We start from the raw sequence: 14,714 nt of genomic DNA, 5'->3' as shown, positions 1-14,714 counted from the left end.
CCTCACAAAACCGGAATGCGCTCACCCATGCTGACCGTATGCGTCATACGCGCTTCCGGACGACGACGTGTCAGCGCCAGCAAAATGCCCATCGTGATCGCAATCGCTACAAGCGATGAACCACCATAGGAAATGAATGGCAGCGTCATACCCTTTGCAGGCATCAGATGCAGATTAACCGCCATGTTAATGATCGACTGGAAACCGAACAGGATCACGATGCCGGAAACAGCAAGACGCGTGAAAGCATCGCGCTCACGAAGCGCAATCGACAAGCCACGGATCACGATAAACGCAAACAGTGCCATGATGATCATGCAAAGAATAATGCCATATTCTTCGGCGGCTACCGAGAAGATAAAGTCGGTATGGCTGTCTGGAATGATGCGCTTGACCGTGCCTTCGCCCGGTCCCTGACCGAACCAGCCGCCACGCAAAATGGCTTCGCGGCCTGCATCCACCTGAAACGTATCGCCCTCACCCGTCATAAATCGGTTCACACGGCCCGCAACGTGATCCAGCGTCATGTAAGCCCCGAAAGCACCAACAACCGCGATACCACCAAGAACCAGAATCCAGAACATTGGCAGGCCAGCGAGAAAGAACATCGCACCCCATGTGCCAGTGGTTAGCATTGTCTGCCCGAAGTCCGGCTGCAACATCAGCAGTCCAGCCGTGACACAGAACAGTGCCATTGCCAGAAAATAGCCAGGCATATGGCCACCGCGCTCGCGCTCCGAGAAAAGCCACGCACAAATCACCACGAAAGCGGGTTTCATAAACTCGGACGGCTGAATGGAGACACCCGCAAGGCTAACCCAGCGGCGCGCACCTTTGATCTCAATGCCGATGAACAGCGCCGCAAGCATCAGGAACAGCGATGCGCCCAACAGCAGCAATGCAAAACGTCTGATCTGGCGTGGCGAGAGAAACGACACGCCAATCATCACGCCTACAGCTGGAATCATGAACAGCGTCTGACGCTCGACAAAATGGAAGCTATCGAGGCCAATACGCTGTGCAACAGCAGGACTGGCCGCAAAGGAAAGCAGCACACCAAGGCCCATCAGCGCCAGACATGCAGCCAGAAAGTAACGGTCGATTGTCCACCACCAATTGGCGACAGCACCACGGTCAACGCGACTTACCATCAGCTTTTCCCTCCGATTGGCTCAATACCCGGGAGCGCAAGAACGGCGCTGCGGAATGCATCGCCGCGTTTTTCAAAATTCTGAAACTGGTCAAAGCTCGCACAGGCAGGCGAAAGCAAAACAACAGGTTCGCTTGAGCCATCATTGCCAGCATCGCGCGCCGCATGTTCAACAGCCGCAGCCAAAGTGTCGGAAATCTCAAACGACACCGCATCGCCAAGCGTGGCAGCAAATTGCGCCGCAGCTTCACCGATCAAATAGGCTTTGGTGATACGCGGGAAGAAACCAGAAAGCGAGGCAATCCCGCCCGCCTTGGGCACGCCGCCAGCGATCCAGTAAATATGATTGGCAAAGGACGACAATGCAGGGGCTGTTGCTTCCGCATTGGTCGCCTTGGAATCATTCACGAACAGAACCTTGCCGCGATGCCCCACTTGCTCCATGCGATGCGCAAGGCCCGGAAAGCTTTTCAGGCCCGCACGAATTTCTTCGATCGACAGACCAGCGGCAAGACAGGCAGTGATAGCAGCAAGCGCATTCTGCGCATTATGCGCGCCGCGCAGCGAACCAATACCTTCAAGCGAAGCAAGCTCTTCAACGCTGCCAGCTTTAGCAGAATACAGCTTTGCACCGTCCGCAAAAGCACCATTCTCAAGGCGCTTGTCCTTCGAAATTCTCGCGACTTTTACGCCAGTGTTTTCGAGGCGATCTGCAATGCTGAGGCAATAGTCGTCATCGACGCCAATGATTGCCACGCCGCTTTTCGCAACCAGCCGCTCTTTGATTGCAGCATAGTTTTCCATCGAACCATGACGATCAAGATGATCAGGCGTCAGGTTGAGCAGAATACCAGCAGTCGGATTAAGCGATGGCGCAAGATCAATCTGATAAGACGAACACTCAACGACGTAAAAACGGTTCGGCGCTGGTGCTTCCAGTGTGAGGATCGCTGTGCCGATATTACCGCCAAGCTGCATATCGCGGCCTGATGCCTTGATGATATGCGCAATCAGCGCGGTCGTCGTCGATTTGCCATTGGTGCCAGTAATGGCAATAAACGGACAATCGGGTGCAATATGATTGCGCTCGCGCACAAAAAGCTCAACATCGCCGATAATCTCAACATCAGCTGCGCGTGCCAGATCCACCGTCCAGTGTGGTTTTGGATGGGTCAGCGGAACACCCGGCGAAAGCACAAAGGCAGCGAACTGTGACCAGTCCGCCTGCCTCAGATCACCTGTTGCAATGCCTGCGCTTTGGGCGCGGGCCACACTGTCGGGATTATCATCCCAGGCAATGATCTTTGCGCCACCGGCCACAATAGCCTTGGCCGTTGCGATGCCCGACCCGCCCAGTCCGAAGAGGGCAACAGTCTTATCTTTAAGGGCGGTGATCGGGATCATTCGTCTGCCTTATCTCAGCTTCAGTGTGGAAAGGCCGATCATGGCAAGGATAATCGCCACGATCCAGAAACGGATCACGACCTGACTTTCCGTCCAGCCCTTCTTTTCAAAATGATGATGAATAGGTGCCATCAGGAACACGCGCTTGCCAGTAAGCTTGAACGAACCAACCTGAATAATCACCGAAAGCGCTTCCATAACGAAGAGACCGCCAATGATTGCAAGAACGATCTCGTGCTTGGTGGCAACAGCAACAGTTCCGAGCATACCGCCAAGGGCAAGCGAACCGGTGTCACCCATGAAAATTGCTGCCGGTGGCGCATTGAACCAGAGGAAGCCAAGCCCCGCTCCAATCACGGCACCAAGAACCACAGCCAGTTCACCCGTACCCGGAACAAAGTGGATTTGCAGGTAATCCGCAAAGATCGCATTACCCGACAGATAGGCAATAAAACCAAAAGAAGCAGCAGCAACCATCACTGGAACGATTGCGAGACCATCAAGACCATCGGTCAGGTTCACCGCATTGCCTGCGCCAACCATCACGAAGGCTGCAAAAGGAATGAAGAACCAACCGAGATTAAGAACGAACTGCTTCACAAACGGAAATGTCAGCGACGACGAGAACGGCTCTTGCCCTGCTCGCATTATGATGAAAGCTGCAACAGCGGCAATCAGAAATTCAATGCCAAGACGCGACTTGCCGGAAAAGCCTTTATCCGACTGCTTGGTGACCTTGAGGTAGTCGTCATAAAAGCCGATTGCGCCAAAGCCGACCGTGACCATCAACACAACCCAGACATAAACGCTGGAGAGATTTGCCCAGAAGAAACATGACACGAGAATACCGGTCATAATCATCAGGCCGCCCATGGTTGGCGTACCGGCTTTCTTGAAGTGGGTCTGAGGTCCGTCAGCACGGATCGGCTGGCCTTTTCCCTGTCGCGCACGCAACGAATTGATGATCGCAGGACCAAACAAGAAAACGATCAGTGCCGATGTGATCATCGCACCGCCGGTGCGGAACGTGATGTAGCGAAACACGTTGAACGGTGTCACATGATCGGCAAAAACTGCAAGAAGCATCAACATACGGAGAAAAATCCCTCAAACACGCCTATTCGGCAGGCACCACCGGTGGAAACTGGTTTGTCAGCGCCTTGACGATCTTAGCGAAACCGATCCCTTTGGAGGATTTCACCATGACCACATCGCCGGGGCGGACTGCTTTCATCACCAATGGCAATAATTCCTCGGTGCTCTGCCTGTATTCGACGTGAATTTCAACCGGCAAGGCATTTTTCAGCACCGACATTTCACGGCCACCGATATAAAGCACGTTCACTTCGGCATCGACAATCGGGCGCGCGAGGTCAGCATGAAGCTTGCCAGACTGACGGCCCAGCTCCAGCATATCGCCCAAAATTGCGATACGGCGACCGCGTGGACCTTCCGGCGGCGTTGCCTGCAAAAGCGAAAGCGATGCACGCATAGACGTCGGATTGGCATTATAGCTCTCATCGATCAGTGTGAAAGAACCGCCATCTGGATGTTCCAGCACATGACGCGCACCACGACCGCCTTCAGCGCTCAACGTTGCCATAGCAATGGCAACCTTTGCCATGTCCGCACCAACGAGATGAGCAGCACCCAGAACCGCAAGCATGTTCTGCACAATATGGCGTCCCGGCATGCTGACTTTGACGACAGCTTCTTCATTGCCGATTTTAACGGTCATACATGAACAGGTTGGATGCATTTTGACTTCGCGCAGACGATAGTCCGAACGGGCATTTTCACCGAAGGTGACGATGTGCTCGACGCCGGCCTTTTCAGCCAGTTCTTCAAGCTGCTTGAAGCGCTTGTCGTCGCGATTGAGCAGCGCATAGCCGCCCGGAACAACGCCTTCAAAAATCTCAGCTTTCGCTACTGCAATTTCTTCCAAATTGGCAAAATGGCCAAGATGCGCAGGCGCGATCAGTGTAATCAGCGCCACATGCGGACGTACCATCTTCACCAGCGGACGAATTTCGTCATGATGGTTCATACCGATTTCAAACACACCGTAATCAGTATCAGCTGGCATACGGGCAAGCGTCAGCGGCACGCCCCAGTGATTGTTGAATGAGGCAACCGACGCATGAACTTTACCACTATCTACCAGCACGTGACGCAGCGCCTCTTTGGTCGTCGTCTTACCGACAGAGCCTGTGACAGCGATGATCTGCGCTTTGGAGCGATCACGCGAGGCAAGCCCGAGCTTGGTTAAAGATTCAAGCACGTCTTCAACGACAATCATCGGCACTTTGAGATGACCAAGCGCAGGAAGGCGAGATTCGTTCACCACCAGCAGACCTGCGCCAGCGGCCATGGCAGCCGTTGCAAAATCATGCCCATCGAACAAATCGCCCTTGATTGCGAAGAAAGCTTCGCCTTCTTTCAACGTGCGGCTATCGATGGAAATTCCGGTAATTCCTGCAGGCAACGTACCGAAAGGCCGACCTTCCATGGCCTCCACCATATCGGCAGATGTCCAAAGCCAGTCACTCATCCCTTATGCTCCTCAAGGCGCGCGCCAAGTGCTGCCGCCACTTCCGTATGATCAGAGAATGGCAATGTAATATTACCAACGATCTGACCTTCTTCATGTCCTTTGCCCGCAACAACCAATGTGTCGCCCGGCATCATCATCGAAACCGCTGTGAAAATCGCCTCGCGACGATCACCGATTTCGGTCGCGCCTGGTGCCGCAGCCATGATTTCGGCGCGGATTTGCGCAGGCACTTCTGAACGTGGATTGTCATCGGTGACGATTGCCACATCAGCAAGACGCGCTGCGATTTCGCCCATGATCGGGCGCTTGCCCTTATCACGATCCCCACCACAGCCAAATACCACGATCACGCGGCCCGTTGTAAACGGACGCACAGACGTCAGCACATTTTCAAGCGCTTCCGGCTTATGGGCATAATCCACATAGGCAGGAGCGCCCTCTTCTGTAGCACCAACGAGATCAAGACGACCCGGAGCGCCTTTGAGACGCTCAAGTGCACGCATTGCCGCAGCAGCAGGAACACCCGTAACCATTGCAAGACCAGCCGACACCAGCGCATTCGCAACCTGAAAGTCACCAGCCAACGGCAGTTCAATTTCGAAGATTTCGTCAGCAATGCGCACTTCAACATGCTGGCGGAAACGCTCATGTTCAACGCGCTTAATGGTGATGAAATCACCCTTACGACCAACGGTTTTTACATCACAGCCAGCGGCTTTTGCCGCTTCAATAGCCTGTGGCGAAAACTGGTCATCTGCAAAAATAATCGCAGGCGCACCTTTTGGCAAAAGCGTATCAAACAGGCGCATCTTGGCATGCAGATATTCTTCAATCGTCGCGTGATAATCCATGTGATCGCGACCAAGATTAGTGAAAGCGCCAGCGGCAAGCTTCACACCGTCAAGGCGACGCTGATCAAGACCATGCGACGAAGCCTCCATCGCGGCGTGGGTCACACCTTCATCGGCAAGCTCGGCCAGAAGGCGCTGCAACTCAACCGGGTCAGGTGTCGTCAACGAATTATAATCGCTGCGCGTTGGTGAAAAAACGCCCGTGGTTCCAATGTTAGCGGCAGGAAAACCGGCATAGGCCCAAATCTGACGCGTGAAAGATGCCACGGAAGTCTTGCCGCTTGTACCTGTTACTGCAACCATAACTTCCGGCTGCTTGCCATAAAATTGAGCTGCCGCAACCGCGAGCGCATGGCGCGGGTCTTCAACATGAAGGACAGGCACACCGATATTTTCTAAAACAGCGCTTTTACCAGCAATAATCGCAACGGCACCGCGTTTGGCCGCATCAATCGCATAGACAGAGCCATCCGCCTTCACGCCTTTCAAAGCTGCGAACAGAAAGCCCGGCTCCACTTTGCGGGAATCCGAAGTAACGCCAGTAATTTCCAGATCACCTGCGGAACCGGAGGTAAGATCCTTAAAAAGTGCGATGTCTTTCAACTTCATGGTCATACCAATTCCAGATAAAGGGACGTAACACGCGCTACATGCAATTACACGAATCAATCATATCCAGCAGCAGCCGCGGCGATTTCTGACTCTGCTGGCGCAAATTCCTGTTTAAAATCGGGCTTAACCCCCAAAAAAGTGGCTGAGCGACGAATAATATCAGCAACCATCGGTGCAGCATTCAAACCAGCGGTCGCGCTGTACTTGCCTTCTTCCGGCTTCGGTTCGTCAATAATGGTCAAAACCACATAGGTTGGATCATCCATCGGGAACGATGCAAGGAAGGCATTAAAGCGTACATCTTTCGAATAGCGGCCATGAACAACCTTTTCCGCCGTGCCGGTTTTTCCACCGACGCGATAGCCCTGAACCGTTGCGCGCTTACCCGAACCACCCTGTGCTGTCGCATTCAGACGATAGAGATAACGCATGTCGGCAGAGACTTGCGGATGGATCACCTGCTGTGCAACCTGATCGGCCTGAGCCTGTGTACGCGCAAGGAAAGTTGGTTCGATCAGCTTGCCGCCATTCATAAGCGCCGCGGCACCAACTGCCGTCTGCAAAGGTGTGGTCATCATGCCGTGACCAAACGAAATGGTCATCGAATGAACTTTCTTCCAGACACGCGGTTCAACCGGGCGCGCAACTTCTGGAAGCTCTGTCTGCATGCGATCCAGAAGACCAAGCTTTTTCAAGAACGCGCGATGGCCTTCAATACCAACGACATTCGCTTCGTGTCCCGAACCAATATTGGATGAGAAGATAAAGACTTCTGGCAGCGTCAACACACGGCCCTTGCCGTGGAAGTCACGGATGGTCTGACGACCAATGACCAACGGACGCGAGGCATCAATTTTCGAGTTTAGCGTGAACTTGCCCGAGTCGAGCGCCATAGCCGTGGTGAAACTCTTAATCGTCGAACCCATTTCATAGGTGCCCGCCGACATACGGTTAAGGCGATCCTTATCCAGCGCATTCACCGGATTGTTCGGATCGAAATCCGGCACGGACGCCATAGCAATGACTTCGCCGGTCTTCACGTTGAGGACAACAGCACCCGCAGCAATAGCGCGGTAGCGTTCGACCGCTTTGACGAGTACGTCGCGCATGATGTGCTGGACGCGAATGTCAATCGACAGCTTGATTGGTTCAAGTGATTGCGCGGTGGCCATGCCAGCCGCGCGCAAATCGCTTAGTCCCTGACTGTCGACATATTTCTCCATACCGGCAATGCCCTGATTGTCGACATTGACGAGACCAAGAATATGCGATGCAGTCGGACCACCGGGATAGAAACGGCGCTTTTCCGTACGGAAACCAATACCCGGCACACCGAGCGCCATGATCTGGCTCTGCTGACGCGGTGTGAGGCCGCGCTTAATCCATACGAACCCTGCGCCACCCTTCAAGCGGCGGTAGGTGGCTTCCCAATCGAGATCAGGAATAACCGTTGAAAGCAGCTCAATGGTTTCATCTGGATCAACGATCTTGCGTGGTTCAGCAAACAGCGACGAGGTCTTAATGTCTGTCGCAAGGATTTCGCCGTTGCGGTCCAGAATATCAGGACGCGAAGCGAGCTGATGTACGGCAGGACCGTTGGAGTCATCGTCTTCGCCACCAATGACACCGAAATAGACGAGCTTGCCGCCAATAACGCCATAGATACCGACGAAACAGGCAATGGCCATCCACAAACGATTGCGCGCACGATTGCCGTGCTTCTTACGCGAACCCACAAACGCCATATTGCCAGCCAGCTTTTCATTGCCAGCCGGCATGTTACCGTCATCAATCGTATTTTTGTTCTTCTTGGAAAATCCGAGCTTCAGCCGCATGATCAGTGCCTCGCTCCATTCTTTTTAACGCTTCCGGTGGTCGTTGCGTCTGGTTCCAGAACGCCGCTTGCGACCAGTTCGTCGCTGCCGGAAATTAGTTTCTGAATATCATCGAGCTGACGCTCAGGAATATCTTCGACACCCATGGCCAGCTGCTGCGCTTCAATCGGCTCAAGCTTCAACTCTTCAGAGTAAACACCAACAAGGCTCTGCAAACGTCCCGGCTGGTTCATCAATGCCCAGTCTGCGCGCAAAAGCGTGATTGTGTCCTTCTCAGAGTTAATCTGACGTTGGAGTTTAGCAATAACCGAGATCTGCCTCTCCGCATCATATTTGATGGTATAGGTGATCGTTGCTGCCACCAGCATCGCCGCAATCATGATGAGCTCAAAAGTACGCAGCACTCGTTCAACTCCGGGCCAGTTCGTGCGTTTCAGGCAGCTTAGGCAACCCGAAAAGCGTCAAATCATCTTCAAGAGGCGGATTTTCAGTTCGCACACCTGCACGCAATTTTGCAGACCGCGAGCGAGGATTGCGCTCTTCTTCTTCAGCCGTTGGGCCAACAGCGCCCTTCACCGCAGGTGTAAAGCTTGGCAGCCGCACGTGCGTTGCTGGCAAATGCCGTGATCCTGCACTGCCGCCAGAACGATCCGCAAAGTAGCGCTTGACCATACGGTCTTCTAGCGAATGGAAGGTTACAACAACAAGACGCCCGCCTGGCTTCAAGACGCGCTCGGCTGCAAGCAGCGCGCGCGCCAGTTCGCCCAACTCATCATTCACATAGATACGCAGCGCCTGAAACACACGCGTCGCAGGATGAATTGGCACCTTTGGATTACGTCCGACCAGCGCTTCAATAGCATTGGCGAGATCAAGCGTGCGTGTAAAAGGCTGTGCTTCACGGCGCTTTTCGATCATCCGCGCAATACGGCCAGCGTGACGTTCTTCGCCCAGAAAATTAAAAATACGTGCAAGGTCGCCCATCTTGAGACGATTCACGACATCGGCAGCGCTTGGTCCCTTGCGCGACATGCGCATATCAAGCGGACCATCTTTCTGGAAAGAGAAGCCGCGCTCGGCTTCATCAATCTGCATCGAAGAAACGCCAATATCGAGCACAACGCCATCGACCGTGGCATCCGCTCCCAATACCTGTTCAACCGCTTGATCCAGCGCAGAAAAACGGCTTTCGACAAGGTCAAGCCTGCCGTCAAACTCTTTCACCATAACCTGTCCTGCTGCAATCGCAGTCGGGTCACGATCAATAGCAATGACATTCGCGCTCTGCTCAAGAATGCAGCGCGTATAACCGCCAGCACCAAAGGTGCCATCGACGATTACTTTGCCGGTTTCGGGTTTCAGAGCGTCAATCACTTCGGAGATAAGCACCGGAACGTGACGGACCTGAGCCCCTTCGGCTTGAGATTGGTCTCCGCCGAGGCTAGCCATCATCACGATCCTTTCCCGGGATCACGTCCCGCTATCCAGTGTTTTGCGCATCATTCCGGCCAATTTCAGACGGGTGTCGATTTGGCGGATTCGTTCAAACAGTTATCGGATATTAAGCTTAATGAACCGTTATCCTTTGGCAGCGACCTTCATAAATCCGTCTTGTATGAAAAGTTTTCCCCGCAATAAATTAAAGCACTTTTGTTTGCTCTTATCCTCGCTGCATCAGAGCCAGTTTGGCCGACAATTCATTCATCCAATATCCGGCATGCACGATCACATAGTTATGAAGAGCGCCCTTCCCACCACCGTTGACGAAATCACCGCACAGGATTATTAACTGCAAATAATTTGCAATTGCATTTTGGAACCTCAAAGCATGGCCCCGCAGGATACAACGACGACCACGGCGAAAGACGTTACTTTTGAAGGCTGGCGTCGGGATCGCGGCGAAGCGTCGATGTCAGATGTTCATCGCTCGATACGGGTCAGTCGCTCGGGTTCTAAACTCCGCCGTGCCATGGCTTTCTTCGGCCCCGGCTATCTCGTTGCCGTTGGCTATATGGATCCCGGCAACTGGGCAACATCGCTCGCTAGTGGCTCGCGCTTTGGCTATATGCTGCTTTCAGTCGTGCTGCTTTCAAATCTCATGGCCGTTCTTCTGCAAGCTTTATGCACCCGACTGGCAGTTGCGACAGGACGCGATCTTGCTCAAGCCTGCCGCGATGCCTATCCGCGTTTTCTTGCCTGGCCTTTATGGTTGCTGGCAGAACTTGCGATCTGCGCCACCGATCTTGCCGAGGTCATCGGCACGGCAATTGGTCTCAATTTGCTGTTTGGCATCCCGCTCGAAATTGGTGTCATCCTCACCGCCGCCGATGTGCTTTTGGTTCTCTATCTTCAGAATAAAGGCTTTCGTCGTGTTGAAGCGCTGATCATTGCGCTGCTCGCTGTCATTGCAATCTGCTTCCTGATCCAAATTTTGATGGCAGACCCAAATTGGGGTGATGTTATCCGTGGTTTTGCACCAACCACCGAAATCCTGCGCAATCCGGATATGCTTTATATTGCACTGGGCATCATCGGTGCGACGGTCATGCCGCATAATCTCTATCTGCATTCGGGCATCATTCAGACCCGAGACTATGGGCAAACAGTGCCGGAAAAGCGCGAGGCAATTCGCTATGCCACGCTTGATTCCACCATCGCACTGACATTCGCCTTGCTGGTCAATGCTTCCATCCTGATCCTCGCTGCCGCAAGTTTCCACGCGACTGGCAATACCGGCGTCGAAGACCTCGACAAAGCCCATGCCTTGCTCAATCCGCTGCTCGGCTCAGCACTGGCACCAACGCTCTTCGCAATAGCTCTGCTATGTTGCGGTCTTAACTCGACGATTACAGCGACTATGGCTGGTCAGATCGTGATGGAAGGCTTCATCGACATCAAGCTGAAACCATGGCTGCGTCGCGCTATCACACGCTTTGTCGCGATTGTTCCGGCTGCTATCGTTACAATCATGTATGGATCACAGGGAACCAGCGAGCTTCTGATCCTGTCTCAGGTTGTTCTCAGTCTACAATTGCCTTTCGCCGTCATTCCGCTTGTAATGTTTACGGCAGAAAAGAAAAAGATGGGCGCACTGGTGGCACCGCGCTGGGTGACATTCCTTGCTGCTATTACCGCCGTGATCATCGTCGTTCTAAACATGAAGCTCATCTACGACTTCTTTACGGGCGTACCGATCTAGCAAATGGATAGAGTGTCAGTCGGTCTATAAGCCGGGTTTTGTATGGCCGGACTTGCGTCCAACGTGGCAGCCATTCATCTGGGACGGATGTCGCCACCCGCCTCTTGCAACCCACCCGGACGACTGATCCGGAAACTGATTGCCGGTCCTTGCGAACCGGCGCGCCGTCCCTATTCGGTTTTGCTCCCAATGGGGTTTACCGTGCCGCCTGTGTTGCCACCGGCGCGGTGGGCTCTTACCCCACCCTTTCACCCTTACCCCGTCATCCCTGCCGCTTAGACAAGCGGTACGGAAGACGGGGCGGTTTACTTTCTGTGGCACTATCCCTGGGGTCGCCCCCGCCGGGCGTTACCCGGCATCGTATTTCCATGGAGCCCGGACTTTCCTCACCTGCCGTCTTTCGACATATGACAAGCGCGGCTGCCCGACCGACTGACGGCGCGTATATAGCATGATCGGACAAAGTGGGAACCGTGTTTCGAAAAAATCTCCACACAACAAAAAAGCCGGCAGCGAAACCGCTACCGGCTTTTCTTTCACATCATCAGTCTGAAACTCTACGCGACCGACAACATGAATTCAGATGTTACAGACCAGCCATATAGGACTTAACCGAGCTGCAATATTTTGCAGAGGTTGGGTTCATACGCTTTGCGCCATGACCGGCATTGTACTTGAGGATGGTGCCGCAAGTGCTGCCGCCGCCAAGCTTCTGCGCCATCGCCAGATATTTCATGCCAAACTGGATGTTGGTTGAAGGCTCGTAGAGACCCTTTGCAGAACCCGTGTAGCCGAGACCGCGAGCGGTCGAAAGCTTGATCTGCATCAGACCAATTTCACCGGCTGCGCCGCGAACATTTGGCTGGAAGTTGCTCTCATGACGAACAACAGCGTGCGCCAATGAAGATGGCACACCATAGGTTGACGCATAACGATTGATGATCTGCGAATAAGCCTTACCGCTAACCTGTGCAGACTTTGGTGCGTCAGCACGTGCCTTGGAACGCTTTGCGCTTTTTGCTGCTGGTGCTGCGCGCTTGGTGATGACCGAAGCCTTCTTAGCCGTCTGCTTCGTTTCTGTGCGGGCGGAACGCGAAGCCTTTTCTGACTTGTTGGCTTCAACAGCCTGGTTCTGTGCACGGGCTTTCAGAAGGTCTGCGAGATTGGTGGGCTCGTTTACCGGCGCACTCATTGCAGAATTTAGACCAAAAGAACTCATGGCGCCAATGAGGGCGCAAACAACTACAAATTTTGACTTCATAACCTACCGTCTTGGATCGTTTTTATGGGGCTTTGCTGGTCTTGGGGGCAGCATTGCCGTTTTATTTATGATCCCGCTCAACAAGCATTTCACACGCTCATCACCGCCGGGAATGGCAGATCATGTGATGGGGAAATGCAGCCGAAGATTGGTAGGGGAAGTAAAATAGTCTTACAGGTTGTAATAAACGCTGTCACATTTCGTGATGCGCGCATGAGTGGAAAAAGATCAATAATCAGCGCGACTTCCGGTCTAATTTAATGAAATTACTACAGAAATATGAAACTCTCGCCGCTGAGCACCCTAAAAAATAGCGATGCTCACGCGGTAACATTTTGCAGCGAAAAAATAAGCCTGTAGAGGGTATCTATAGTAGATACATCAGCTACACCGTCCACATTTTGTGTCCGAAAATGCCGCTGAAAGGCCTTAATCACGATCTCAGTGGCCTCATCGAACGCACCATTGATCTCAATTTTGTATCCGTAAAGCGCAAGCATCGATTGCAAAGCCTCGACTGGCTGGCCTTGTTCGCCACGTGCGAGAAAGCGACCGCCACGGATCGGCGTTGGCTCGATGTAATGGCCAATACCTTCTTCATGCAGTTGCTTCCATGGGAAGTTGTGCCCCGGATCAGTCTTACGCTCCGGTGCTATGTCTGAATGCGCAAGCACGTTTTCGGGACGGATTTCATAACGCGAGCAAATGCTGCGGCACAGTTCGATAACCGCCGCGATTTGCCGTTCAGCGAATGGCGGATAGTTTTCGAGAACACCCGGATTGACGATCTCAATACCGATGGAAGCCGAATTAATATCGGTTTCGCCTTTCCAGAAGCTGTTTCCCGCATGCCATGCGCGCGCTTTTTCAGACACCATCTGCACAACGCGCCCATCTTCATGAACCAGATAATGCGCCGAGACTTCGCGTTCAGGAGACTTGAGAACCTCGAGCGCTTCCTCTGCTGTTGCCAGACCCGTATAATGCAGGATCAGATAAGTCGCCGTCTTACCATCCTTACGAGGTCCGAAATTCGGCGAGGCATCAATAGTAGCAGTGGGATAATCCGGCTTTTCCAACGCAAGCGCTGCCAAGTCATCTATCGACTTGATATCTGAACCACTCATACGGCCTCCAGTTGCTTCACGACACTGGCCCAAGCACTGTTGATGGCAGCGAGGCGCGCATTTGCGATATTAATGAATTCTAGCGGAAGGCCTTCAGCAAAAAGCCTGTCTGGATGATGTTCCTTGACCAGCGCGCGATATTTTTTGCGCGCTTCTTCAAAAGAAACTCCACGTTTCAAACCAAGGATGGCGAAGGGATCGCCCTCGCCGCGACTGACATGCCGCAAAGCGATGCGGTCAAAACCTTCTTCGTCATAGCCAAAGATTTCAGCAACGTTCGATAGGAACGCCATTTCCTTTTCATGCACATAGCCATCAGCCGTCGCTATATGAAACAGCCCGTCGAGGATATCTTCGAGCAGATGACAATTCTCATCGCCTTCGCGACAAAGCCCCGCAAGCTGACGCGCATAGCTCTCATAACCGGCGACATCCTGCTGTGCGAGATTATAGAGGCGCACAACATGCGCATGTTCCTCTTCTGGTACGGAGAAGATCCGCTGAAACGCGCGAAATTCGTCCTGCGTTACGACCCCATCGGCCTTAGCCATCTTGGCCGACAGTGCGATCATGGCAATGGAAAAAGCAACACGTCTGCGCGTGTCTTCATCGCCTTCGAAAACTGTTCGCACGGCTTCAATCACGCTAGAAATAGCGCTGAGCGTTATAGAGGTGAAAAAATCACCGATTTGAACCCAGATCGACATGAATCGTTTCTATA

Annotated in this window: 12 protein-coding genes and 1 other RNA gene; 1 reads left to right on the top strand and 12 read right to left on the bottom strand. The window is 53.2% G+C overall.

What is annotated here, in order from left to right; genetic code table 11:
• Positions 1 to 2: 2 nt before the first annotated feature.
• Genes ftsW through rsmH form a run of 8 tightly spaced genes read right to left on the bottom strand, consistent with a single transcriptional unit; the run spans position 3 to position 9,858 of the window.
• Positions 3 to 1,151 (bottom strand): putative lipid II flippase FtsW, encoded by a 1,149-nt coding sequence (gene ftsW / locus J2782_RS01460; RefSeq protein WP_310009825.1) that lies wholly within the window; start codon positions 1,149 to 1,151, stop codon positions 3 to 5.
• Positions 1,151 to 2,554, bottom strand: coding sequence for a UDP-N-acetylmuramoyl-L-alanine--D-glutamate ligase (gene murD / locus J2782_RS01455; protein ID WP_310009824.1), 1,404 nt, complete (start codon positions 2,552 to 2,554; stop codon positions 1,151 to 1,153). The genes ftsW and murD overlap by 1 nt, the downstream gene beginning before the upstream one ends.
• Positions 2,555 to 2,563: 9 nt before the next feature.
• Complete coding sequence (mraY, locus tag J2782_RS01450) at positions 2,564 to 3,646, bottom strand: phospho-N-acetylmuramoyl-pentapeptide-transferase (protein WP_250038850.1); 1,083 nt, start codon at positions 3,644 to 3,646, stop codon at positions 2,564 to 2,566.
• Between the two features lie 25 nt (positions 3,647 to 3,671).
• Positions 3,672 to 5,105 carry a UDP-N-acetylmuramoylalanyl-D-glutamyl-2,6-diaminopimelate--D-alanyl-D-alanine ligase gene (locus J2782_RS01445; RefSeq protein ID WP_310009823.1) on the bottom strand — a complete coding sequence of 478 codons (1,434 nt, stop codon included), beginning with the start codon at positions 5,103 to 5,105 and terminating at the stop codon, positions 3,672 to 3,674.
• Positions 5,102 to 6,574 (bottom strand): UDP-N-acetylmuramoyl-L-alanyl-D-glutamate--2,6-diaminopimelate ligase, encoded by a 1,473-nt coding sequence (locus J2782_RS01440; RefSeq protein ID WP_310009822.1) that lies wholly within the window; start codon positions 6,572 to 6,574, stop codon positions 5,102 to 5,104. The genes J2782_RS01445 and J2782_RS01440 overlap by 4 nt, the downstream gene beginning before the upstream one ends.
• 50 nt (positions 6,575 to 6,624) lie before the next feature.
• Positions 6,625 to 8,406: a peptidoglycan D,D-transpeptidase FtsI family protein gene (locus tag J2782_RS01435; RefSeq protein ID WP_310009821.1), complete on the bottom strand. Its 1,782-nt coding sequence runs from the start codon at positions 8,404 to 8,406 to the stop codon at positions 6,625 to 6,627.
• 2 nt (positions 8,407 to 8,408) lie between these two features.
• Positions 8,409 to 8,810, bottom strand: coding sequence for a cell division protein FtsL (ftsL, locus tag J2782_RS01430; RefSeq protein ID WP_310009820.1), 402 nt, complete (start codon positions 8,808 to 8,810; stop codon positions 8,409 to 8,411).
• Between the two features lie 4 nt (positions 8,811 to 8,814).
• Complete coding sequence (gene rsmH, locus J2782_RS01425) at positions 8,815 to 9,858, bottom strand: 16S rRNA (cytosine(1402)-N(4))-methyltransferase RsmH (RefSeq protein WP_310011033.1); 1,044 nt, start codon at positions 9,856 to 9,858, stop codon at positions 8,815 to 8,817.
• Positions 9,859 to 10,315: 457 nt separating this feature from the next.
• On the opposite strand from rsmH, the gene J2782_RS01420 reads away from it, so the two are divergent.
• Positions 10,316 to 11,605 (top strand): Nramp family divalent metal transporter, encoded by a 1,290-nt coding sequence (locus J2782_RS01420; RefSeq protein ID WP_404989602.1) that lies wholly within the window; start codon positions 10,316 to 10,318, stop codon positions 11,603 to 11,605.
• A gap of 11 nt (positions 11,606 to 11,616) precedes the next feature.
• On the opposite strand, the gene rnpB is transcribed toward J2782_RS01420, so the two are convergent.
• The 4 genes from rnpB to J2782_RS01400 all read right to left on the bottom strand — a co-directional run bounded on the left by rnpB (position 11,617) and on the right by J2782_RS01400 (position 14,700).
• An RNA gene (gene rnpB / locus J2782_RS01415) (RNase P RNA component class A) lies at positions 11,617 to 12,041 on the bottom strand.
• Positions 12,042 to 12,191: 150 nt separating this feature from the next.
• Positions 12,192 to 12,866, bottom strand: a complete 675-nt coding sequence (locus J2782_RS01410; protein ID WP_310009818.1) for a lytic transglycosylase domain-containing protein — start codon at positions 12,864 to 12,866, stop codon at positions 12,192 to 12,194.
• 320 nt (positions 12,867 to 13,186) lie between these two features.
• The gene (locus tag J2782_RS01405; RefSeq protein ID WP_310009817.1) at positions 13,187 to 13,993 is read right to left on the bottom strand and encodes an N-acetylmuramoyl-L-alanine amidase; all 807 of its coding nucleotides are present in this window, start codon (positions 13,991 to 13,993) and stop codon (positions 13,187 to 13,189) included.
• Positions 13,990 to 14,700: a TerB family tellurite resistance protein gene (locus J2782_RS01400; RefSeq protein WP_310009816.1), complete on the bottom strand. Its 711-nt coding sequence runs from the start codon at positions 14,698 to 14,700 to the stop codon at positions 13,990 to 13,992. Before J2782_RS01400 ends, J2782_RS01405 begins: the two co-directional genes overlap by 4 nt.
• Between the last annotated feature and the right edge of the window lie 14 nt (positions 14,701 to 14,714).

The sequence above is a fragment of the Brucella pseudogrignonensis genome (genome assembly GCF_031454375.1).
GTDB classification, from domain to species: domain Bacteria; phylum Pseudomonadota; class Alphaproteobacteria; order Rhizobiales; family Rhizobiaceae; genus Brucella; species Brucella pseudogrignonensis_A.
This window is presented reverse-complemented; position numbering and strand designations above follow the sequence as displayed.

What these genes read in the sequence shown, in the direction of transcription:
- ftsW (WP_310009825.1), bottom strand. Translation starts at nt 1,151, where the DNA reads ATGGTAAGTCGCGTTGACCGTGGTGCTGTCGCCAATTGGTGGTGGACA.
- murD (WP_310009824.1), bottom strand. Translation starts at nt 2,554, where the DNA reads ATGATCCCGATCACCGCCCTTAAAGATAAGACTGTTGCCCTCTTCGGA.
- mraY (WP_250038850.1), bottom strand. Translation starts at nt 3,646, where the DNA reads ATGTTGATGCTTCTTGCAGTTTTTGCCGATCATGTGACACCGTTCAAC.
- J2782_RS01445 (WP_310009823.1), bottom strand. Translation starts at nt 5,105, where the DNA reads ATGAGTGACTGGCTTTGGACATCTGCCGATATGGTGGAGGCCATGGAA.
- J2782_RS01440 (WP_310009822.1), bottom strand. Translation starts at nt 6,574, where the DNA reads ATGACCATGAAGTTGAAAGACATCGCACTTTTTAAGGATCTTACCTCC.
- J2782_RS01435 (WP_310009821.1), bottom strand. Translation starts at nt 8,406, where the DNA reads ATGCGGCTGAAGCTCGGATTTTCCAAGAAGAACAAAAATACGATTGAT.
- rsmH (WP_310011033.1), bottom strand. Translation starts at nt 9,858, where the DNA reads ATGATGGCTAGCCTCGGCGGAGACCAATCTCAAGCCGAAGGGGCTCAG.
- J2782_RS01420 (WP_404989602.1), top strand. Translation starts at nt 10,316, where the DNA reads ATGTCAGATGTTCATCGCTCGATACGGGTCAGTCGCTCGGGTTCTAAA.
- J2782_RS01410 (WP_310009818.1), bottom strand. Translation starts at nt 12,866, where the DNA reads ATGAAGTCAAAATTTGTAGTTGTTTGCGCCCTCATTGGCGCCATGAGT.
- J2782_RS01405 (WP_310009817.1), bottom strand. Translation starts at nt 13,993, where the DNA reads ATGAGTGGTTCAGATATCAAGTCGATAGATGACTTGGCAGCGCTTGCG.
- J2782_RS01400 (WP_310009816.1), bottom strand. Translation starts at nt 14,700, where the DNA reads ATGTCGATCTGGGTTCAAATCGGTGATTTTTTCACCTCTATAACGCTC.